This window comes from Kribbella lupini (genome assembly GCF_039529595.1).
In the GTDB taxonomy this organism is placed as follows: Bacteria; Actinomycetota; Actinomycetes; order Propionibacteriales; family Kribbellaceae; genus Kribbella; species Kribbella lupini.
In genome coordinates this window covers 1,880,967-1,901,651 of sequence record NZ_BAAANC010000001.1, presented here as the reverse complement: position 1 = coordinate 1,901,651, position 20,685 = coordinate 1,880,967, and the positions used below count along the sequence as shown (strand labels likewise).

Sequence of the window (20,685 nt, the reverse complement as noted above, 5' to 3'; positions counted from 1 at the left end):
TGCTATTGGGTGGTGAAGTGCGCGGTCAGTACCTGGTCCGCGGTCACGGTGAAGGTGTACGACGCGTCGGTCGAGACCACTTCACCGTTCACGGTCCAGTTCTGGAAAACGTTATCCGATGCGGGCGTCGCCGTCACGGTCACCTGCGCGCCGACTTCGTACGTTCCCGGCTCGGACTCGTTGCCGAGGATCTTCACGGTGCCGTTCCCGTCGGCCTGGACGGAGACCGCGCGCTGGACGACGTTGATCACCATCACGTTGTGCAGCGTGACCGGCCCGGTGCTGGTGGCGCCGTTGTAGCGGGCCAGGTTGGTCGCCTCGACGTCACCCTTGATCACCTTCACCGTGTAGCCGTCCGCGCCGAGGTTGTCGGTGCCCAGGTTGTAGGCGTCGACCTCCCCGTCGTCGACCACCAATCCGTCGTGGAACCCATAGGCGAAGACATTGAACAAGGTCAGCCTGGTTGCCCCTTCGACGGTGACGATCTTGGCCTGCTTGCGCATGTACTTGTCGATCACCAGCTCGAAGATGCTGCCCTCGTTCATCCAGTACGGCTGCTGGTAGCCGATCCGGGTGACCGCGTTGCCGTTGGACAGCACACCCTCGATCCGGCCGCCGGTACTGCGGCCCACGGCGATCGCGTGGTCGAAGAACGCCCCGGCGACCTTCCGGACGACGAAGCCGTCGTTGCGGTACGTGGTGAAGTCGATGCCGTTCCAGGCGTTCGGGAAGCCGGCGTTGATCACGTACGTCTGGCTCCCCTTGCCGCGGACGGCGTACGGATAGGCGACGATGCCCTCGGCGACGCCCGGGTTCTGTTCGGGGTAGAACACGCGCAGCCCGCGGACGCCGGACTTGCTGCCGTTGAGCGTGACCAGTGCGGTGGCCGTTTCCGGTGCGGTGGTGCCGCGGCCCTCGAAGGCGTGCAGCACCGTGCCGCCGCTCGCGCCGCCTTGATCGCGGTTCGGTACGGCGGACGCGCCGCGCAGTTCGACGTTGGCGGGCACGGTCAGATGGGTGCTGATCCGGTACCAGCCCGCGGGCAGGTAGACGATGCCGCCGCCTTGCCGGCCCGCCTGGTCGAGCGCCTTCTGGACCGCCTTGGTCGCGTCGGCCGTCGGGAGGTAGCCGACGCCGTGCGGCGCGTCGACGACCGTCAGACTCTTGCGCGCCGGTGCGGGCAGCGGCTTCTGCGTGTACGTCGGTGCGGCGCCGGACATCCGGTGGATGATCCCGGCCTGGGTGCCTTCGAGCGCCGTACCGGTGATCTTCACGTAGCCGCGGGAGTTGTTCTGGATCGCCTGAACGCCGTCGACGTGACCGCCGGCCAGCGTCATGCCCCAGCGGTCGTCCATCACGTCGACCAGGATCCCGGTGCCGGTCCGCCGGATGTCGGGCTCCAGGAAGCTGCCGGTGAACTGTGCGCGCTGACCGGCCACGACGTGGATGCCGACCTTGTAGTCCGACAGCGTGATCTTGTGGAACTGGTCCCACTCGAGGTCGCCGAGCACGAGTCCGGTCCCGTTGGCGCGGGTCCAGGTGTCGAGCGCGGCCCGGCTCGGCGGCTTGAAGGCGGCCGGGGCCTGCGACCAGTACGCGTTGCTGAAGGTCACGTTCTCCCAGGTGCCGACGTCGGCGCCGTTGTAGGCGCGGGCGCCTTCGAAGAGAGCGGTTCCGCGGATGTTCCGGATCGTGCTGGACTCGTGCACCTGGCCGGAGCTCGGCGCGTTGCCGCGGTCGTTGGGCATCGTGCTGATGCCGATGCCGCGGTAGGAGTTGAGCATGGTGACGTCCTGGACGGTCGCCATCATGTAGTTCTCGTTGCCGATCCAGGCGCCGCCGGGGATCTCGAAGGTGTAGTTGTACGGGACCGGCCGGGTCGCGCTCTGCCGCGGGTACCAGGTGGTCACGCCGATGACGCCGGCCGAACCGCCGACGCGGAACAGGCTGAGACCGTCGTCGCCCGAGGCCAGATCAGCGACCACCACGGTCCCGTAGTTCTTGCCTTCGGCCTTCTCGCCGCGCAGCGTGCAGAACGAGTGCACCTCGAGGGTGTCCTTCACCAGGTACTTGCCGCTCGGCAGCCAGACCGTGCCACCACCCGCGTCCTGACACGCGTAGAGCGCTCTCTGGATGTTCTTGGTCGCGTCGAGCCGACCGCTGCGGTCGGCGCCGTACCGGGTGGCGTCGAAGTCGGCGACCACGCCGTCCTCGGTCGGGTTCACCGTCTGCACCAGCTTCGGCTGCGGGACGACGACCGGCGACTCGCGCAGCTGCAGCTCCTTCACGACGTACGTCGGGGAGCCGGAGAGCGCGATCCGGACGTACCGGGCCTTCGTCGTCGCGAAGCGGGTCTTGCTGAACTGGTTCGCGCCCGGCGAGCCGGTGCGGCCGACCGTGCGGAACGTCCGGCCGTCGTTCGAGACCTGGACGGTGTAGTCGGGGGAGTAGGCCTGCGCCCACTCGACGCGGACGTCGTTGACGGTGCGCGGCTGGTGCAGGTCGACCTGCAGCCAAGCGTCGCCGTCCGCGCTGGTCCACGCGGTCTGGTGGTCGCCGTCGTTGACGTTCGCCGCGCCGGTGCCGTCGCTGGCGGACGCCGTACCGGACTCGGCGAAGTTCGTGTCGACCACGGATGCCGTGAGCGCGTCGAGCTTGCCCTGCAGACTCACGAGCGCGGCCTTCACCTGGACGTCGGTGACATCGGGCGTCGCCGCGACCTCGCGGGCGTCGTCGATCGCGGCGAGCAACGTCGCGCGGCTGCCGACCGGGTACTGACCGTCGCGGCTGCCTTCCCGGGCGGCCTTGTGCGTGCGGGCGGCCTCGTCGATCAGGTCGTTGAGGCCCTCGGTGACGTCGAGCGCGCCGGCGACCTTCGCGACCCGGACGGCCGCGACCTTGAGGTCGACCGCGCCGTCGCCGATATGGATCCGGAAGTCGCCGCCGTTCGAGCGGTTCGTCATCACCGCGTCGGACAGCGCGAACGTGTGGGTCTTCCAGGTCAGCGTGTTGCCGTACGTGACGACCTCGGAGTTCTTGAACCGCTCCGGGATGGTCTCGCCGGGGGAGTCGTAGTGCAGGCCGAACTGACCGTTGCCCTCGTCGAAGTAGTCGACACTCACGAGCACCAGGCCCCGGTTGTCGTACAGGTAGGTGTCGGACACGTTCATGTAGAAGAAGTTCGTGCCCGGCGCGGGCGCGGTCCGGTCGGTCTGCCAGTACGGGCGGCCGTCCTGGACGCCGGTCTTCAGGTTCTCCGGCCGGTCGCCGGCGCGCGGTGAGATCCCGCTCTCCAGCGGTGACGCACCGAGCGACACGGCGGCGCCCGCCGTACTGATCCGCAGTCCGGCGACGGTGATGTCGGCGGTTCCGGACAGCCGCAGGTCCGCGCCGCCGAGGCGGTCGGCGAACTCGATGTCGGCCAGCGCGAACGTGCCGGTCTGCCACTGGCCGGTGTTCTTCAGCGCGACGTCGTCGGCGCTGGTCTCGGGACCGGCCGCGGCGTCGTACTGCAGCTGCAGGGAACCGGTGCCGGAGTCGAGGTAGGTGACGGTGACGACGACGTCGTCGGTGGTCAGCTCGTCGACGTAGTCGCGGTCGACGTCGAACGAGAACCAGTCGGTGCCGGCGGCCTGGTTGGTGCGCCAGTACGTCCGGCCCTGCTCGGTCCCGGTCTGCAGACCGGCGGGATCGGCACCGGCGGCGGGTGCGACGCCGAGCGTGGTCGGGGTGGCGCCGAGGTCGGCGCCGACGCCGCTCGGGTACATCGTGGCCGCCGCGGCCGGTGCTGTGCTCAGCACTCCGGCCAGCAGCGTCGCGGGCAGCAGACCCGCGAGCAGACGTGTTCGTACGGACATGGGGGAGTCCTCCAGGTGGCGGGCCGGAAGCGAGGCCTGAAAGTTAAACCATGCGTGTTACTTATTCAAGAGGTGGTGCTTGCCGTGCTCGACGGGGCTGGATGGATAGGGTCGGACGGTGACCGAGCCTGGGGTGCCGCAGTGGTTGAAGCAGACGGCGTGGGCGCTGTCGAGCGTCGAGGCGGGAGCGCCGTACGACGACCTGGAGCCGCTGAAGAAGGTGCTGGCCGACGTGCGGGTGGTCGGGCTGGGCGAGGCCAACCACGGGACGCGCGAGTTCTTCCAGCTCAAGCACCGGCTGCTGGAGTTCCTGGTCACCGAGCTCGGGTGCCGGGTGCTGCTGATAGAGGCGAGCGAATCCGCGGCGGTGGCTGTCGACGCCTATGTTCGAGGCGGGCCGGGCGATGCGCCGACGGTGGTGAGCGACCTGGAGTTCTGGGTCTGGGCGACCGAAGAGGTCGTCGCGATGGTCCAGTGGATGCGGAAGTACAACGCGGGGCGGCCGGCCGACGAGCAGGTCGGCTTCGTGGGGATCGATCCGCAGAAGTGCTCGGCGGCGCTGCGGGTCATTCGCGAGTATCTGGTGGCTGACGCGCCGGAGCGGCTCGAGCTGTTCGACGAGGGGATCGCGGCGGAGGTCGACGCCGGTCCGGGCGCGAAGCCCGATCCGAAGCGGGCGCTGGTGCGGGAGACCGAGGCGCTGGTCGGGTTCCTGGAGAAGCACTCGGCGCCCGCCGAGGTTGTTGTGGCCGGGCGGCAGTTGGTGCGAGCGGCGGACGTGGTGTGCGCGGCCAAGGAGCACAAGGAAGCGGCGCGGACGGTGTTCGCCGTACGGGATCGGTTGATGGCCGAGGCGGTGGAGGCGGCGCTGGGTGACGAGTTGAAGGGTGCTGTCTGGGCCCACAACGGGCATCTCGCGGCGAGCCGGCCGAGCGCCGCCGTGCGGCCGATGGGCCGGGACCTTCGGGAGCGGTACGGGCCGGCGTACTACGCGATCGCGGTGCTCGGCGGATCGGGTGCTTTCCGGGCCCGGCGGACGTGGCCCGGGCCTTGGGCCGGCTCGCGAAGTGGGCCGGTCGAGGTGAACAAGCTGGATCGCGGCGGGTTCAACTCGCTGGAAGGTCTGCTCGAGTCGGCGAACCCGCACGACCACTTCCTGGATCTGCGGACGGTCGCGGACGCGCCGGCCGAGATCAAGGACTGGCTGGAGGAGCCGCAGATGTTCCGCAGCTTCGGCGCGTTCGTGGCGCGGTGGACGTACAAGCTGCAGTTCGCGCCGACCATGCTGGCCGAGGAGTTCGACGGGCTGGCGTACGTCGTGTCGACCAGCCCCTCGCGTCCACTCTGATCAGGACGAGATTTCTTTCCGGCCGTGTCGATCCGCGGGCTGCCCGTTCGACCAGGGGGTGCGCGGGCCGAGCGGCGGCCCGGCGGGACAAGGAGAACACGATGGCGAAGTACATGCTGATCATGCGGGGCACGGACGAGTCGAACGCCGCGATGACGGCCTCGATGGACGAGGCGATGGCGGCCACCCGAGAGTTCATCGAGGAGATGATCAAGGCCGGCGTGCTGCTCGCGGCCGAGGGCCTGGACGATCCGCGCCGGGGCGTGGTGGTCGACTTCGGCGCGGAGACCCCGGTGGTCACCGACGGGCCGTACGGGGAGACCAAGGAACTGTTCGGCGGCTACTTCATGGTCGACGTCGCCTCGCAGCAGGAGGCGGTCGAGTGGGCCCGGCGGGTGCCGGCGGTCCGCGGGTCCAAGATCGAGGTCCGCCGGGTGGCCGGCGAGGACGAGGTTCCGGAGCAGGGCGGGTCGGTCGCCGAGGAGCCGGGTCAGCGGGAGAGCTGATGGAACCGGCCGACGTCGAAGCCGTCTGGCGGATCGAGTCGGCGCGGATCGTTGCCGCGCTGACCCGGTACACCGGCGACTTCGGGCTGGCCGAAGACGCCACGCAGGAGGCGGTGGCCGAGGCGCTGGTGTCCTGGCCGCGCACGCCACCGGCCAGTCCGGCCGGCTGGCTGATGGCCACCGCCCGGCGGCGGGCGATCGACGCGATCCGCCGCCGGGCCGCTCTGCGTGACCGGTACTCCTTGCTGGCAGCCGAAGAGGTGTTGGACGACGAGGTCGACCCCGACCGGATCGATGACGACGTGCTGGCGCTGATGTTCATCAGTTGCCACCCGGTGCTCTCGCCGGACGCCCGGGTGGCGCTGACGCTGCGAGTGGTCGGCGGCCTGTCCACCGAGGAGATCGCCCGCGCGTTCCTCGTCTCGGTGCCGACCGTCCAGGCCCGCATCACCCGGGGCAAGAAGACGATCGCCGCGGCCGGCGTGCCGTTCGAGCTACCGGCCGCGGCCGAGCGCCGGGAGCGGCTGGGCGGCGTACTGAGTGTCCTGTACGTGATCTTCACCGAGGGGTCGACGGCTACATCGGGCGATCGGCTGGTGCGGCCCGACGTCGCGTACGAGGCGATCCGGCTGGCGCGGACGCTGGCCGCGTTGCAGCCGGACGAACCCGAGGTGCACGGGTTGGTCGCGTTGTGCGAGCTGACGGCGGCGCGCTTTCCGGCCCGGATCGGCGCGGACGGTGAGCCGGTCCTGCTCGAGAACCAGGACCGGCGGCTGTGGGATCGCTCGGCGATCAGCCGCGGCGTGGCCGCGCTGGCCAAGGCGTCGGCGGGCGGCCTCGGACCGTACGGGCTGCAGGCCGCGATCGCCGCAGCCCACGCGACGGCGCCATCGGTCGAGGCGACGGACTGGGACCGGATCGTGCTGCTGTACGAGGCGCTCGGCAGGGTCGCCCCGTCGCCGGTGGTCGAGCTCAACCGGGCCGTTGCCGTGGCGATGGCCTCGGGTCCGGCGCAGGCTCTGGCTCTGGTGGACGAGCTGGTTGCCTTGGACCGGCTTCCCGGTTCGCATCTCGTTCCGACCGTCCGTGGCGAACTGCTGGCTCGGCTCGGACGATCGCCGGAGGCGCGGGCCGAGTTCGAGCTTGCGGCTCGGCTGTGCGCCAACCAGCGTGAGCGCTCGGTGCTCCTGCGGAAGGCGGCTGCGCTCGGGTGATGGGCCGATGCTCCACCAGCCCGTCGCGACCGTTCTAGGCGACGCCGACCAGGGTGCGCTGCTCCTGGGGGAGGGCGGCGAGGAGGTCGAAGAAGTACGGTGCGGCGTCTGCCAGGCGGAGCAGGCCGGCTTCGTGGCCGGTCCAGCCGAAGACGAGCTCGCCGTCGATGAGGCGCTCGGCGAGCGGTACTGCGTACGCGCTGAGCGTGACGCGGTTCGGGCCGGTCTGCGGGTGGTGGTCGCCGCAGCCGCACTCGGTGGGGATCGTGATCGTGGTGAGCGCCTCGGCGGCGTACTGGCGCAGGCGCAGCGTGCGGCCGCGGGCGGTGAAGCGCGCGATTGTTGCGTCAGGCAACTGAACGAGCAGGTCGACCGGGACGGCGTGCGAGCCCGGCAGCAGCCGCAGTCCACGGGACGCGAGCAGGTCGGCGAAAGCGCTGAGGTTCATCGGGAAGGTATCCGGAATCCTGTGAGTGCTGGTGTCGGCGGGCGGGCCTGGAGATGGACAGGGCCTCGCGCGCCTCAGACGGCGCGCGTCAGCGACAACAACAGCGACAACACAGCGAGATACGCATGCCGAAGATGATGGCAGAGCTTGCCCGCCGAGCCAAACACCGACCGCAATCTGAGACGACTGTCCGTGAACAGCAGAAACGCCTTGCAACCTGTTGCGGGCTGCAAGGCGTTCGGGTGACTGCTGGTCAGTCGGCTTTCTTGCCGAACATGATCTCGTCCCAGCTGGGGACGCTGGCGCGCTTGGAGGCTCGGCGGGCCGGCTTCTTCTTCGGCTCCGGAGCGGGCTCGGCCGGAGTCTCGGCGTTGGCTGCCGGGGCCTCGGCCGCGGGCGGAGCGTCGGTTGCCGTCGGCTTGGGGGTCGGGAGAGTGGGCTGGGTGACCCGGTTCTCCTGGTTGCCGCGGCGGGGGTCGAAGGGCTTGGGGATCGCCGGGCGTGCGGGCTGCTGCAGCTCCGGGTGCCGCGGGTCGGCGGCCTTCGGCTCTGCCTCGAGCTCGGGGCGCCTCGGGTCGGCCGCAGCCGGCTCGGTACGACGAGCTTCCTCCGCGGCACGCTCGGGCTGTCGCGTCCGGAGGGCGAACTCGCTCAGTCGCTCAGGCTGCGTCGCGTCGACGGCCGGACGGTCGGACCGGCGCACCTGCTCGTGCGGAGCCAGGTCGCCCTGAGGCTGGGTCCGACCTACTTGCTCGTGCGGAGCGAGGTCGGGCTCGCGTGCTTCCACGGGGCGGTCGGCCTCGCGGGCCACGGTCGGACGCGACTCGGACTCGCGCGCCTCGGGCTCGTGGGCTTCCGCCTGGCGCTCGGGCTGACGCGCTTCGGCTGGGCGCTCGGACTGGCGGATCTCCGCCGGCGGCGTACGGCGTTCGGTGAAGCGGTTCTCCGGCGCGGCGGCGCGCTCCTCCGGCGGGGTCGCCTCGACCGGCGGCGGCGTCGGGCGCTCGACCGCACGCACGGTCGGCCGCAGGGCCGGCGGCGGCTCGAGCGGAACGTTGATCAGTGTCGGCTCTTCGTCCGGGCTCGGCACCGAGTGCACCCGGCGCGGACCGCGCTCGGGGTCGCGCCCGGTGAAGCTCTCCCGCACCGAGTCCCGTGAGAAGTCCCGCCCGCTGTCCCGGGCGACCTCGCGCCCGTTGTCCCGCGAGAAGTCGCGGCCGCTCGCCTCGCGGCTCGGCGCTTCACGGCCGGGCGCTTCGCGGTGGGGGGCTTCCCGCGGGTAAGAGTGGTTGGTCTCCCGCACCGGCGGCTGCGGGTCGCGCCCGAAGTCGCGGTCGATGTCCTGACCGAAGTCGCGCGGGTTGTTGTCCCGCGCGTACTGCTGACGGGCGCGCTGCAGGTTGACCGTGTCCTCGAAGCCGGCGGCTTCGTAGCTGTCCGCGCCGTGGTCGGGCGCCAGCGACAGGTCGATGTCGGCGACCGCGGTCAGCCGCCGCTCCGGCTGCTGCGGCGGCAGCACCTGTGCCTGCTCGCCGACCAGCCAGCGCGCCTCGTCGTCGTCCGGTACGGCGTACCGTCCGGGGGCGTCGTAGGCGAACATGGCGACCTTCTCGTCGTCCTCGGCCACCGGGTACGACACGCGGACCGCCCAGCGGCCGTCCTCGCGCCGCCAGGCGTCCCACTCGGCGGCGCCGGGGTCGACCCCACGGATCCGCAGCCGCTCGGTCACCCAGGCGCCGAGGTTGCGGGTCGGCGCGTCACCCCCACCACGGCGGCGGACCGAGGCCCGCTGCGCGAGGTTGGCCACGTGGTCGCGCTCGGCCAGGACCGGGCCGGCGAAGGCCATCACCCGGTCCATCGGCATCTGCGCGACCGCAGCGACCGCTTCAACACTTTCGCCCGCGCGGATACGAGCCTGGATGTCTCGTGGGCGCAGCGCGCTCTCCATTTGAATCTCCAGCTGGCCGAGTCGGGCACGGTCGCCGCGCAGGGCCGCACGCAACCGGTCGTCGACCGGGACGGCGAACTCCTCACCCGTCTCGCCCACGGCCAGGACCAGCTTGGTGCCGTCCTGGCTCAGACCGACGAGCCTCGCCTCGCGCATTGCCTATGTTCTCCTGTGCGGTTCTCGACAGTCTCTCCCGGGACGTGCTGCCTGACCAAGACCGGCGCGCCGTGCCGGGCGGTCATTGTGGAGGTTACGTCACGAAATCACATCGTGCCTGGTCAGCCGGGTCCTTCTGGTCACACGAGTCACACTAGTCACAACGCGTAGTGATCAGCCGACCGGGTACGCCGTGCGCACCGCGAGGGCCCGGTTCAGGTCGTCCGCGCGGTCCCCGACCGAGCGCCGGATCCCGGCCGAGACGGCCTCGTCCGCGACCAGTCCGGCGGCCAGCCGCGCGGTCGCCTCGTCGACCGCGTAGACCGGGAACGCGAGCGCCGCCGCGCGGGCCACGACCCACCCCGACCGCAGCTTCTCGGTGCCGGGGATCTCGGCGAAGAACCGCTCGACGTACGGCGCCGTCAGCTCGGCCTGCGCCGGGTGCCAGAACCCCTCGGCGGCGGCGTACAGCTCGTAGTTCGACACGTCGGCATCGGTGGTGAGCTGCGTCCAGGCGCGCTCCTTCGCCTCGGCCGTCGGCAGCGCCGCCCGGCACCGGGTCGCGTGCACGACACCCTCCGAGGAGGTGTCGCGGGCCAGTTCGGCGTCGATCCCGGCGTCGTCGATCGCACCGAGCCGCGCGAGCTGCAGCGTGATCAGCCAGCGCAGGTCCGCGTCGACGGTGATCCCGTCCGGCACGTCGGTCCCGGCGAGCCACCCGCGCAGCAGGTCCGCGTCGGCCGTCGTACGGATCGCCGCGCGCAGCACCATCAGCTGCACGCTGCTCCCGGCCTCGACCGTCGACAGCCGCTCGGTCAGTACGGCGGACAGCTGCGCCCGGTACTCCTCGTACGGCAGCACGAGTCCGATCAGGTGCGTCTGCACCCAGGAGACCATCGAGCCGACCGCGATGTCGCTCGTCTCGGTCGGGAGCGCCGCCAGCACCGCGGCGAACCCGATCCGCGGGTCCAGCTCGCCGTCGTTGGTCGCGTCGCGGAGGCTGTTCAGCACGACGGCCCGGGTCACGCCGTCCTCGATCTTCGGCAGTACGCCGGCCAGCTGCTCCAGCGTGTCCGCGTCGAGCCGGATCTTCGCCCAGGTGTCGTCGGCGCAGTCCGGCACGACGACGGCCGCGCCGGTCAGGTCGAGCTCGACCGTGACCTCGTCGGCGTCGAGCAGCACCGGCGCGGACGCGACGAGCTGCCCGGCGGCGTCGTACGCGCCGATCGTGAACTTGTGCGGCCGGTCGGCCGGGTACTGGGCCGGAGCGGTCCGCCGCAGTACGACGCCGGTCGCGGTGCGCTCGGCGCTGATGGTGTCGAGGCCCGGCGTCCGCAGCCAGGCCTGGGCCCAGCCGTCGAGCCCGGTCGCACCGGCCTCGGTCCACTTCGCGACCAGGTCGGCGAAGGTCGCGTTGCCGAACTCGTTGGACTCGATGTGCGCGTTGACGCCGGCCAGGAACACGTCGTCACCGAGGTAGGCGGCCAGCTGCTTCAGCACGGCGGCGCCCTTGGCGTACGAGATCCCGTCGAAGTCGTCGAGCGACGCGGCGGCGTCCTTGCCCGGGTCGGCGGCGACCGGGTGGGTCGACGGGCGCTGGTCGGCCTGCAGACCCCACCAGCGGCGGATGAACGCGAAGTCGATCCAGTTGTCGGCGTACTTGGTGGCGGTGGTCGAGACCCGGTGCGCCATGTACTCGGCGAACGACTCGTTCAGCCACAGGTCGTTCCACCACTTCATCGTGACCGTGTCGCCGAACCACTGGTGGGCCATCTCGTGCACGATCGTCCGGGCCCGGTTGGACCGCTCGGAGTCGGTCGCGGCCGAGCGGAACACCATCGAGTCGCGGAACGTCACGCAGCCCGGGTTCTCCATCGCGCCGGCGTTGAACTCCGGGACGAAGGCCTGGTGGTACTCGCCGAACGGGTAGCGGTAGCCGAACAGCCGGTGGAACTCGTCGAAGGCCTGCTTGGTCACCTCGAAGATGTCGGCGGCCTCGCGGTCGAGCGCGTCCTTCAGCGACTGCCGCGCGACGACGCCGAGCGGGATGCCGTCGTGGGAGTCCAGGAGCTGGTGGTACGGGCCGGCGACCAGCGTGACGAAGTACGTCGACAGCGGCTTGGTCTCGGCGAGCTCCCAGCGACCGGGGGAGACCTGCTTGGCGGCACCGTTGCCGAGGACGATCCACTCGGTCGGAGCGGTCACCTTCAGCCGGTACGGCGCCTTGAGGTCGGGCTGGTCGAAGCAGGCGAAGATCCGCGGCGCGGCCTCGAGGAACGACATCGCGTACAGGTAGACCAAGCCGTCGGCCGCGTCGACGCTGCGGTGCAGCCCCTCGCCGTCGTTGGAGTAGAGCATCGTGGCGTCCACGACCAGCTCGTTGTCCGCGGTCAGGCCGGTCAGCTCGAGCCGTCCGTCGTTCAGGCCGGCGACGTCGACCGGCGCACCGTTCAGCGTCACCTTCAGCAGCTCGTCGGGCCGGACGTCCAGCCAGGTGCTGTCGCCGGCCGCGCTGAACGCGATCCGGGTGGTGGACCCGAACACGCGGTCGCCGCGGGTCAGGTCGAGGTCGACGTCGTAGCTGTGGACGGTGAGTGCGGCGGCCCGGGTGAGGGCGCCGTCGACTGTGAGACTCGGCATGGTCGGCACTCTATGCCGACGACCCCAGCGGCATCGAGAGGGTTTGGACGTGACAAAGTTTTGACCATGACCGACATGGAGTACCGCCAGCTGGGTGACTCGGGCCTGACCGTGAGTGTGGTCGGACTGGGCTGCAACAACTTCGGCGGCCGGGTCGCCGCCGACCAGGCCGAGACGGTGGTGAACGCGGCGGTGGACGCCGGGATCACGCTGTTCGACACCGCCGACGTGTACCGCGGCGAGCTGGGTTTCTCCGAGCAGATCCTCGGCGACGCGCTCGGGTCGCGCCGCGACGAGGTGGTGATCGCCACCAAGTTCGGCGGTGACATGAAGGGCGAGAACGGGCCGGACTGGGGTGTCCGCGGATCGCGCCGCTACATCCGCAAGGCGGTCGAGGCGAGTCTTCGCCGGCTCGGCACGGACTGGATCGACCTGTACCAGCTGCACGTGCCGGACCTGGTCACGCCGATCGAGGAGACGCTGGCCGCGCTCACCGAGCTCGTTGCCGAAGGCAAGGTTCGCTACATCGGCAGCTCGCAGTTCGCGGGCTGGCAGGTCGTCGACGCCGACTGGGCCGCGCGGACCGGTGGCACCGAGCACTTCATCAGCGCGCAGAACAAGTACTCCCTGCTCGACCGCGACGTCGAGGACGAACTGGTGCCCGCCTGCGAGCACCTCGGGATCGGGATCCTGCCGTACTTCCCGCTCGAGTCCGGTCTGCTGACCGGCAAGTACAAGCGTGGCGCCGACGCGCCCGAGGGCACCCGGCTGGCCAAGATGCCCGAGCGGCTGGCCCGCGCCGACTTCGACAAGATCGAGGCGCTGGAGACGTTCGCCGCCGAGCGTGACCTCACGCTGCTCGACGTCGCGATCGGCGGTCTGGCCGCCCAGCCCGCCGTCGCCTCGGTGATCGCCGGCGCCACCCGGCCGGAGCAGATCGCGCAGAACGTCGCCGCCGGTCTGTGGGAGCCGACGCTCGACGACCTGGCCGTCCTGGACGAGCTGACGTGACCCTGATCCTTCTCCCGCCGTCGGAGGGCAAGACCGGTCGCGCTCGCGGCCGCTCGGTCGACCTGGAGTCGCTGTCGTTCCCGGAGCTCAACCCGACGCGGGAGGCCGTGCTCGACACCTTGGCCAAGGTGTCGGCGAGCGGCGACGCGTTCGGCGTACTGGGGGTGGGCCCGTCGCTGGCGCACGAGGTCGAGCGGAACATCCACTGGCGGACCGAGCCCGCGGTGCCGGCGTCCGAGCTGTACTCCGGTGTCCTGTACGACGCCCTCGGCTACGCAACCTTGTCGCCCGGCTCGAAGCGCCGGGCGAACAGCCGGCTCCTCGTCGTCTCGGGCGCGTGGGGCGCGCTGCGGATGGGCGACCGCGTACCGCCGTACCGGCTCTCGATGGCGACGACGCTGCCCGGGCTCGGCCCGCTCGCGTCGGTCTGGCGTGACCCGCTGCGCGCGAGTCTCGACGCCGCGGTCGGCAAGAGCGTGATCGTGGACTGCCGCTCCTCGACGTACGCCGCCGCCTGGCGCCCGGCCGACGAGCTGGCTGCCAAGTGGGTCGCGGTGTCGGTGGTCCGCGAGCGCGGTGGCGTCCGCTCGGTCGTGTCGCACAACGCGAAGCACACCCGCGGCCTGGTCGCGCGGTACCTGCTGGAGTCCGGCAAGGATCCCGGGACGCCGAAGGCGCTGCAGAAGCTGATCGGTGAGCAGTGGCACGCGGAGCTGGACCGGACCGGTGCCGGCTGGACGTTGACGGTCGTCGAGCACGACTGATTCACCGACGCTTCATCGGTCGGTGGTTTCCGGAAGGCCGCGTCCGGGGAAGGCTTGTGGACAGCTCGTCAGGGGGGATCCGCCCAACCCTCGGAGGACCTGACCGATGCGACGCAAGACCATCTTCGCCACCGCCGTGGCCATCACCTGGGTCGTCGGCGCCGGAACCGCCCTGGCCTACCCGCCCGACCCACCGCCCGCCAGTACGGCGCAGACGCAGCTCGCCGCGCTGACCGTGAAGACCGAAGGCTCGACCACGGGGTACAGCCGGGACCTGTTCCCGCACTGGATCACCGTGTCCGGCACCTGCGACACCCGCGACGAGGTGCTCAAGCGCGACGGCGTCGGCGTGACCGTCGACTCCCAGTGCGAACCGACCGCCGGCCGCTGGTACAGCGTGTACGACGCGACGTACGTCGAGGACGACTCCGCGATCGACATCGACCACATCGTCCCGCTCGCCGAGGCGTGGAAGTCGGGCGCGAACGGCTGGACGACCGCCAAGCGGCAGCAGTTCGCCAACGACCGGAGCATCGCGCAGCTGATCGCGGTGTCGGCGTCGAGCAACCGCTCGAAGGGCGACCGGGACCCGTCGGCGTGGAAGCCGACCAACACTTCGGTGCACTGCATCTACGCGCGCGAGTGGATCTGGGTGAAGTACACGTACGGCCTGTCGCTGCAGTCCGCCGAGAAGACCGCCCTCCAGAGCATGCTCGCCGCCTGCTGATCGCCCTGCAGCGTCCGAAGAACGGCGATGCGTCCGAAGAACTGAGCCCTATAACCTCGGGTTCTTCGGACGCATGCGATTTCTTCGGACGTTAGGAGTCCGGGTCGAGCAGCTGACGTCGCTGGGCGTGGATGCCGGCCTGGAAGCGGGTCCGGGCGCCGAGCGTCTCCATCAGCTCGGCGACCCGGCGCCCGACCGTCCGGCTGCTCAGCGCGAGCTGCCGGGCGATCGCGTCGTCCTTGAAGCCGGCCGCGAGCAGTGTCATCAGGCGTGCGTCGAGCGGGTCGCGGACGGCCGGAGCCATCGGCACGGCCTGGTCCCACAGCAGCCTGAACATCTCGATCAGCGCGTCCAGCAGCGCACACGGGTGAACCACGAGCGCGCTGTCGACCAGCTGGTCGACCGACAACGGCAGCAGCGCGGCAGTGGAGTCGAAGATCGCGAGCTTCATCGGCACCTGGGGATGCACCCGCGAGCTCTCGCCGGCGTCGGCCGCGCTGTACGCCTCGTCGACCCCGCCGACCTCGAGCGAGTCGGGGGAGTAGATGCCCCGCACGGTCACGCCCGCACTCAGCAGCCCGCGGACCGTGGTGTCGGACTGCTCCACCCCCGACGCGTACGGCGGCCGGTCGAGCACGAGCAGCTGGTCCTTCGTCTGTTTCAGCAGCTGCGCGAACCGCGCCGCGATCGCCTCCTGCCCGACGATCACCTCGACCAGGTTGTCCGGCCGGTGCTGCTCCTGCGCGCGCAGCTCCGACAACAGCTCGCGGGCCTCGGCCCTGACCCGATCCAGCTCAGCACGCCGTACGGCGACCAACGCGTCGACCGCGACGTCCGGCCTGGTCGGCAGCAGCCGCGGCGGATCGTCGGACGTCCGCGTGAGCAGGCCGAGCTCCTCGAGCCGGTCCACGGTGGCGTGCAGGTCGCCGGGGGAGCGGCCGACGCGGGGAGCGAGGTCGCTCAGGGAGCAGCCGGGCAGGGCCAGGAGCGCCCGGTACGCGGCTTCGTCCTCGGCGGAGACTCCGACGGACTCGAGCATGTGACCTCCTGACCAGTAGTGGACATGTCCGGCATCCGACACGCTATCTCGTGGCATGGACCACCCTGGATTCGATACCACAGGGAAAACGTTGTCGCTTCGAGCTGTTACGACCGATGCGGCCGGTGGCAGCATCGGCCGGACCGTGCTGAACGCGACCGGTGTCACCTGACTGCCGGGCGCGGGGGACCGGGCAGGGGACGCCTGGTCAAGCCTCAACCCCGCGCCCGGCTTCTCTTGCCGAACAGGTACTTCTTCCCGGGCAGCGTGCGTGTTCCGGAGGCGCGTCCGCCGATCCGGTGGGACGATGAGTCGACGATGCACCCGTCGGCGACGGCCGGTTCAGCTCACGCCGAAGCCTGTCGGGAAGCACCACGGCTGTGGTCGACTGCAAGCCGGCGATCCAGGGAGGCAGGATGAGCGAGAGCACCAGCGCGGCGACGACCGAGGCCGCGCCGGACCGTCCGGAACTGAAGCGGGTGATGGGGCCCGGGCTGCTGCTGCTGTTCGTGGTCGGTGACATCCTCGGCACCGGGGTGTACGCGCTGACCGGCAAGGTGGCGGGCGAGGTGGGCGGCGCGGTCTGGCTGCCGTTCCTGTGCGCGTTCGTCGTCGCGATGCTGACGGCAACGAGTTACCTCGAGCTGGTGACCAAGTACCCGAAGGCCGGCGGCGCCGCGGTCTACACGCACAAGGCGTTCGGCATCCACTTCCTCACCTTCCTGCTCACCTTCGCGGTGATGTGCTCCGGGCTGACCTCGGCCTCGAGCGCGTCGAAGGCGTTCGCGGCGAACTTCTTCTCCGCGGTCAAGATCGACCCCGACCGCGGCTCGCTGCTGATGATCACCGCGCTGGCGTTCATGGCGTTGATTGCCCTGGTCAACCTTCGGGGCGTCGGCGAGAGCGTCAAGGCGAACGTCGTGCTGACCCTGATCGAGCTGACCGGTCTGCTGATCGTGATCGGCGTCGGCGCGTGGGCGATCGCCGGTGGCGACGGTGACACGTCGCGGCTGACCGAGTTCCACACGCCCGAGGGTGACAACGCCTTCGGTGCGGTGACGGCGGCGACCGCGCTGGCGTTCTTCGCGATGGTCGGCTTCGAGGACTCGGTGAACATGGCCGAGGAGACCAAGGATCCGGTCAAGATCTTCCCCAAGATCATGCTGATCGGCCTGTCGGTGACCGGCGTGATCTACGTGCTGGTCGCGATCTCCGCGGTCACGCTGGTCTCGCCGGAGGACCTGAACAAGGGCTCGACGCCGCTGCTGAAAGTGATCGAGGCCGGCGCGCCGAACTTCCCGCTGCAGCTGTTCGCCTGGATCACGATGTTCGCCGTCGCCAACTCGGCGCTGATCAACATGCTGATGGCCAGCCGCCTGCTCTACGGGATGTCGCACGAGAAGGTCCTGCCCGGGCCGCTCGGCCGGGTGCTGCACAAGCGCCGTACGCCGTGGGTGGCGATCCTGTTCACCACGCTGCTCGCGTTCTTCCTGATCGGGTACGCCGACCTGACCGCGCTCGGCGGAACGACGGCGCTGCTGCTGCTGTGCGTGTTCGCGGTCGTCAACGTCGCCGTCCTGGTGCTGCGGCGTGACCCGGTCGAGCACAAGCACTTCAAGGCGCCGACCGCGCTGCCGGTCCTCGGCGTGATCCTGTGCGTCTATCTGGCCAGCCCGTTGTCGGGGCGGGCCAGCAACGACTACAAGATCGCCGGCTGGCTGATGGTGGTCGGCATCGGTCTGTGGGCGCTCACCTGGGTGCTGAACAAGTACGTGTTCCACCGCAAGTCGGACTTCGACCCGACCCACCTGGACCCCAGCGGCCCGGTCAACTGACCCGCCTCACCCTGTAGCGTCCGAACAACTGCTCAGCGTCCGAAGAACCGAGCCCTATAGCCTCGGCTTCTTCGGACGTTGGCGTTTTCTTCGGACGCTACGGCCTCGGGGACCGGCGATCTGCGGGGCCGGTCAGTTCGGCAGGTGCGTGGCCCGCACGCGGGCCTCCGCGCGCATCGACCGCAGCGGCAGCAGCGCCGCCAGGACTACGGTGCCCAGAGCAATGACCCCGAGCCCGACCGCGATCCACCCCAGCGACGGGTAGCCGGCGCCGGCGTCGAGCGCGCGCCCACCCAGCCACGGCCCGACCGTGATCCCGACGTTGAACGCGGAGAAGTTCACCGCGGTCGCCAGCGTCGGCGCCTGGTCGGCCAGGCTGAACACCCGCGCGTTGAGCGCCGGGTTGACCGCGAAGCCGAAACCGCCGAGCAGGAAGACCGCGCCGATCGCGATCACCGGTACGTCGGCCCGCACGGCGAGCACCGCCGACATCACGACCACGCCCGTGATCCCGACCAGCAGCGTCCGGAACGGCGTCGCGTCGGCGGTCCGGCCACCCAGCGTGATCCCGATCAGCGAGCCCACGCCGTACAGGGCCAGCACGCCGGGAATCGCGCCGGCCGGCAGACCGGTGTCGTCGGTGAGCAGGGGAGCGAGGTAGCTGAACACGACCAGGATCGCGGCCGTGACCAGCGCGGTGGTCGCGTACGACAGCCACAGCCGCGGGTTGGCCATCGCGCGGAACTCGGCGTCGATCCGCGGCGTGCAGGCCGGATCGGGCCGGCCGGCGGGAATGGTCCGGACGACGCCGATCATCGCCAGCGACGACATCAGCGCGACGGCCCAGAACGCGGCGCGCCAGCCGAGGTGCTGACCGATCAGCGTGCCGGCCGGCAGGCCGATGATCGTGGCGATGGTGAGCCCGCCGGTGACCACGCTCATCGCCTTCGCGCGGCTGCCGGGCGGAACCAGCCCGACCGCGGCGACGGCGGCGACCGCCCAGAACCCGGCGTACACGAACGCGCCGACGATGCGGGTCGCGAGCAAGACGCCGTAGTTCGGGGTCAGGGCGCCGGCGACGTGGCTGAGCGCGAAGATCGCGAGGAACACCAGCAGCGTCGTACGGCGCGGCCAGCGCAGGGTGACCACGGCCAGGACGGGAGCGCCGACGAGCATGCCGACGGCGAAGGCCGAGATCAGCAGCCCGGCCTGGGGGATCGAGACCTCGAGGTCGGTGGCCATCTCGGGCAGCAGGCCCGCGAGCATCAGCTCCGACGTGCCTTGGGCGAAGATCGCCAGCCCGATGATATAGACGGCCAACGGCACAGCGGTCCTCCTCCTGGACGTTCCGGGCGGACGGGCCCGGCGAACGGTCGGGGGACAGCACACAGCGGTGCGACTGACTTCAGGCCCCCACCCCATCGCACACAGCGACCTACGAGTTGCACATAGTGACACACATTCGGCACATCCCGCGCCCTGCCGTCCGCGATGTGGCGAACGTAACGCTTACGTCGTGCTCGGGCACCCTCTCGCGTGGCGCCGGCAGTTCCCTCCCGGTGCCCAGGAAGAAACGCGGGGTCGCCGGGTGGGGTTTGGCCGGATCGGGCATGGTTGGTGCATGAGTTACCTGAGTCCAGCGCGGCGGCCGAAGCCAGCCGTCGAGGCCGCCCGGATCGGCGGCGGGATCAAGCTGCTCGTCGTGCTCGTCGGCCTGATGTGGGTCAGCGAGCTCGTCGACACCGCGCTGCACGGCGCACTGGACCAGTACGGCATCGTCGCCCGCGACCCCGAGGGCCTGATCGGCGTCGTTACCGCGCCGTTCCTGCACCTGGGCTTCGGCCACCTGATCTCCAACACGCTGCCGCTGCTCACGCTGGGCGCGCTGATCGCGATCTCCGGCGCGGTCCGGCTGCTGTCGGTCACCGCGATCGTCACGGTGATCGGCGGGATCGGGACCTGGCTGATCTCACCGCCGCACACGATCACGATCGGCGCCAGCGGCGTCGTCTTCGGGTACGCCGCGTACCTGATCGCCCGGGGCATCTTCAACCGGCGCATCGGCCAGGTGCTGATCGGTGTGGTCGTCGTGCTCGTCTGGGGGAGCGCTCTGCTGGGTGGCCTGCTCCCGCAGGACGGCATCTCCTGGCAGGGGCATCTGTTCGGCGCGGTGGCCGGCGTACTTGCTGCCTGGTTCCTGACCGACGACAAGCGTAAGGTCAGCTGAGCGTCCCCAGATCTGTGTTCGCTCCACAGACGACAACGACGATCCGCTCGTCGGCCGCGGGCTGGTAGGCGCCCGAGGTCAGCGCGGCGTACGCCGTCGCGGCGCCGTGCTCGGTCGCCAGGCGGTACTCGCGCCAGAGCTCCTGCCGCGCCGCGACGATCGCGTCCTCGTCGACCAGGACCGACTTGATGTGCTCGTGCGTGGCGACCTCGAAGGCGATCTCACCGATGCGCCGGGCTCCGAGGGAGTCCGCGGCGACACCGCCGACCTGTACGTCGACCGGCTGCCCGGCCTCGAGCGCCCGGGCGAGCGTCGGCGCCCGCTCGGGCTCGACGCCGACGACCTGTGCCCGATCGCCGATCGCGGTCGCGATCCCCGCGACCAACCCGCCACCGCCCACGGCTACGAACACCGTGTCGAACCCGTCGAGCTGCTCGAGCAGCTCCAGCCCGAGCGTCCCCTGCCCGGCGACGACCTCCGGCTGGTCGTAGGCGTGCGCGAACAACGCCCCCGACTCCTCGGCGGCCACGACCGCTGCCGCGTACGCCTCGGCGTACTCGGACCCGACCTGCACGACGTCCGCGTCGAGCGTCTTCAGCCGCGCGACCTTCGCGGCGGGAGCGCTCTCCGGGACGAAGATCCGTGCCGGCACTCCCAGCTCCCGCGCCGCGTACGCGACCGCGAGGCCGGCGTTCCCGCCCGAGGCGGTGACCGCGCCGACGCCGGTCAGCGATCCGTCCTCCTTCGCCGCGAGCAGCCGGTTGAACATGCCGCGCGGCTTGAACGACCCGACGTGCTGCAGCAGCTCCAGCTTGAACGTCACCGTCTCCGACACCCGCAGCACCGGCGTACGGCGTACTCGCCCGTCGATCCGGACCGCTGCCTGCTCGACCTGCTCACGCGTCACTGTCACGTCTCCACCTAACCACGCGCCGGCCGAGGGGGCTGTTGCCGCCCGCACCGAT

General features: G+C 70.6%; 15 protein-coding genes. 8 read left to right on the top strand and 7 right to left on the bottom strand.

The window, feature by feature from the left end:
* Nucleotides 1–2 precede the first annotated feature (2 nt).
* On the bottom strand, nt 3–3,857 hold the full coding sequence (locus ABD235_RS08715) for a discoidin domain-containing protein (protein ID WP_344171810.1): 3,855 nt from the start codon (nt 3,855–3,857) through the stop codon (nt 3–5).
* Nucleotides 3,858–3,975: 118 nt separating this feature from the next.
* On the opposite strand from ABD235_RS08715, the gene ABD235_RS08710 reads away from it, so the two are divergent.
* From ABD235_RS08710 to ABD235_RS08700, 3 genes are all read left to right on the top strand, one after another.
* Entirely contained in the window at nt 3,976–5,205 is a 1,230-nt protein-coding gene (locus tag ABD235_RS08710; RefSeq protein ID WP_344171808.1) for an erythromycin esterase family protein, read from the top strand.
* A gap of 101 nt (nt 5,206–5,306) precedes the next feature.
* Nucleotides 5,307–5,711: a YciI family protein gene (locus tag ABD235_RS08705; RefSeq protein ID WP_344171806.1), complete on the top strand. Its 405-nt coding sequence runs from the start codon at nt 5,307–5,309 to the stop codon at nt 5,709–5,711.
* On the top strand, nt 5,711–6,925 hold the full coding sequence (locus ABD235_RS08700; protein ID WP_344171804.1) for an RNA polymerase sigma factor: 1,215 nt from the start codon (nt 5,711–5,713) through the stop codon (nt 6,923–6,925). The genes ABD235_RS08705 and ABD235_RS08700 overlap by 1 nt, the downstream gene beginning before the upstream one ends.
* 34 nt (nt 6,926–6,959) lie before the next feature.
* On the opposite strand, the gene ABD235_RS08695 is transcribed toward ABD235_RS08700, so the two are convergent.
* The 3 genes from ABD235_RS08695 to pepN form a co-directional block, all read right to left on the bottom strand.
* Nucleotides 6,960–7,373 carry a hypothetical protein gene (locus ABD235_RS08695; protein WP_344171802.1) on the bottom strand — a complete coding sequence of 138 codons (414 nt, stop codon included), beginning with the start codon at nt 7,371–7,373 and terminating at the stop codon, nt 6,960–6,962.
* Nucleotides 7,374–7,626: 253 nt separating this feature from the next.
* Complete coding sequence (gene sepH / locus ABD235_RS08690; protein WP_344171800.1) at nt 7,627–9,477, bottom strand: septation protein SepH; 1,851 nt, start codon at nt 9,475–9,477, stop codon at nt 7,627–7,629.
* Nucleotides 9,478–9,651: 174 nt separating this feature from the next.
* Nucleotides 9,652–12,117: an aminopeptidase N gene (gene pepN / locus ABD235_RS08685; RefSeq protein ID WP_344171798.1), complete on the bottom strand. Its 2,466-nt coding sequence runs from the start codon at nt 12,115–12,117 to the stop codon at nt 9,652–9,654.
* A gap of 66 nt (nt 12,118–12,183) precedes the next feature.
* On the opposite strand from pepN, the gene ABD235_RS08680 reads away from it, so the two are divergent.
* From ABD235_RS08680 to ABD235_RS08670, 3 genes are all read left to right on the top strand, one after another.
* Nucleotides 12,184–13,128 carry an aldo/keto reductase gene (locus ABD235_RS08680; protein ID WP_344171796.1) on the top strand — a complete coding sequence of 315 codons (945 nt, stop codon included), beginning with the start codon at nt 12,184–12,186 and terminating at the stop codon, nt 13,126–13,128.
* A complete protein-coding gene (locus ABD235_RS08675) occupies nt 13,125–13,892 on the top strand; it encodes a YaaA family protein (RefSeq protein WP_344171794.1) in 768 nt (255 codons plus the stop codon). Before ABD235_RS08680 ends, ABD235_RS08675 begins: the two co-directional genes overlap by 4 nt.
* 106 nt (nt 13,893–13,998) lie before the next feature.
* Nucleotides 13,999–14,619 carry an HNH endonuclease family protein gene (locus tag ABD235_RS08670; protein ID WP_344171792.1) on the top strand — a complete coding sequence of 207 codons (621 nt, stop codon included), beginning with the start codon at nt 13,999–14,001 and terminating at the stop codon, nt 14,617–14,619.
* A gap of 91 nt (nt 14,620–14,710) precedes the next feature.
* On the opposite strand, the gene ABD235_RS08665 is transcribed toward ABD235_RS08670, so the two are convergent.
* Nucleotides 14,711–15,658 carry a MarR family transcriptional regulator gene (locus ABD235_RS08665; protein ID WP_344171790.1) on the bottom strand — a complete coding sequence of 316 codons (948 nt, stop codon included), beginning with the start codon at nt 15,656–15,658 and terminating at the stop codon, nt 14,711–14,713.
* A gap of 416 nt (nt 15,659–16,074) precedes the next feature.
* Here ABD235_RS08665 and ABD235_RS08660 point away from each other — a divergent pair, with 416 nt between their 5' ends.
* Complete coding sequence (locus ABD235_RS08660; RefSeq protein ID WP_344171788.1) at nt 16,075–17,493, top strand: APC family permease; 1,419 nt, start codon at nt 16,075–16,077, stop codon at nt 17,491–17,493.
* Between the two features lie 132 nt (nt 17,494–17,625).
* On the opposite strand, the gene ABD235_RS08655 is transcribed toward ABD235_RS08660, so the two are convergent.
* Nucleotides 17,626–18,819: a Cmx/CmrA family chloramphenicol efflux MFS transporter gene (locus ABD235_RS08655; protein ID WP_344171786.1), complete on the bottom strand. Its 1,194-nt coding sequence runs from the start codon at nt 18,817–18,819 to the stop codon at nt 17,626–17,628.
* A 295-nt stretch (nt 18,820–19,114) separates the two neighbouring features.
* Between ABD235_RS08655 and ABD235_RS08650 the strand changes: the two genes are divergently transcribed.
* Nucleotides 19,115–19,720 (top strand): rhomboid family intramembrane serine protease, encoded by a 606-nt coding sequence (locus ABD235_RS08650; protein ID WP_344171784.1) that lies wholly within the window; start codon nt 19,115–19,117, stop codon nt 19,718–19,720.
* Here the strand turns inward: ABD235_RS08650 and ABD235_RS08645 are convergent.
* Nucleotides 19,713–20,633: a threonine/serine dehydratase gene (locus ABD235_RS08645; RefSeq protein ID WP_344171782.1), complete on the bottom strand. Its 921-nt coding sequence runs from the start codon at nt 20,631–20,633 to the stop codon at nt 19,713–19,715. The genes ABD235_RS08650 and ABD235_RS08645 overlap by 8 nt on opposite strands.
* Nucleotides 20,634–20,685: the final 52 nt, after the last annotated feature.

Bases quoted from the DNA above. Each gene is read 5' to 3' on its own strand.
- ABD235_RS08715 (WP_344171810.1), bottom strand. From the start codon at position 3,857: ATGTCCGTACGAACACGTCTGCTCGCGGGTCTGCTGCCCGCGACGCTG.
- ABD235_RS08705 (WP_344171806.1), top strand. From the start codon at position 5,307: ATGGCGAAGTACATGCTGATCATGCGGGGCACGGACGAGTCGAACGCC.
- ABD235_RS08700 (WP_344171804.1), top strand. From the start codon at position 5,711: ATGGAACCGGCCGACGTCGAAGCCGTCTGGCGGATCGAGTCGGCGCGG.
- ABD235_RS08695 (WP_344171802.1), bottom strand. From the start codon at position 7,373: ATGAACCTCAGCGCTTTCGCCGACCTGCTCGCGTCCCGTGGACTGCGG.
- sepH (WP_344171800.1), bottom strand. From the start codon at position 9,477: ATGCGCGAGGCGAGGCTCGTCGGTCTGAGCCAGGACGGCACCAAGCTG.
- pepN (WP_344171798.1), bottom strand. From the start codon at position 12,117: ATGCCGAGTCTCACAGTCGACGGCGCCCTCACCCGGGCCGCCGCACTC.
- ABD235_RS08680 (WP_344171796.1), top strand. From the start codon at position 12,184: ATGACCGACATGGAGTACCGCCAGCTGGGTGACTCGGGCCTGACCGTG.
- ABD235_RS08670 (WP_344171792.1), top strand. From the start codon at position 13,999: ATGCGACGCAAGACCATCTTCGCCACCGCCGTGGCCATCACCTGGGTC.
- ABD235_RS08665 (WP_344171790.1), bottom strand. From the start codon at position 15,658: ATGCTCGAGTCCGTCGGAGTCTCCGCCGAGGACGAAGCCGCGTACCGG.
- ABD235_RS08660 (WP_344171788.1), top strand. From the start codon at position 16,075: ATGAGCGAGAGCACCAGCGCGGCGACGACCGAGGCCGCGCCGGACCGT.
- ABD235_RS08650 (WP_344171784.1), top strand. From the start codon at position 19,115: ATGAGTTACCTGAGTCCAGCGCGGCGGCCGAAGCCAGCCGTCGAGGCC.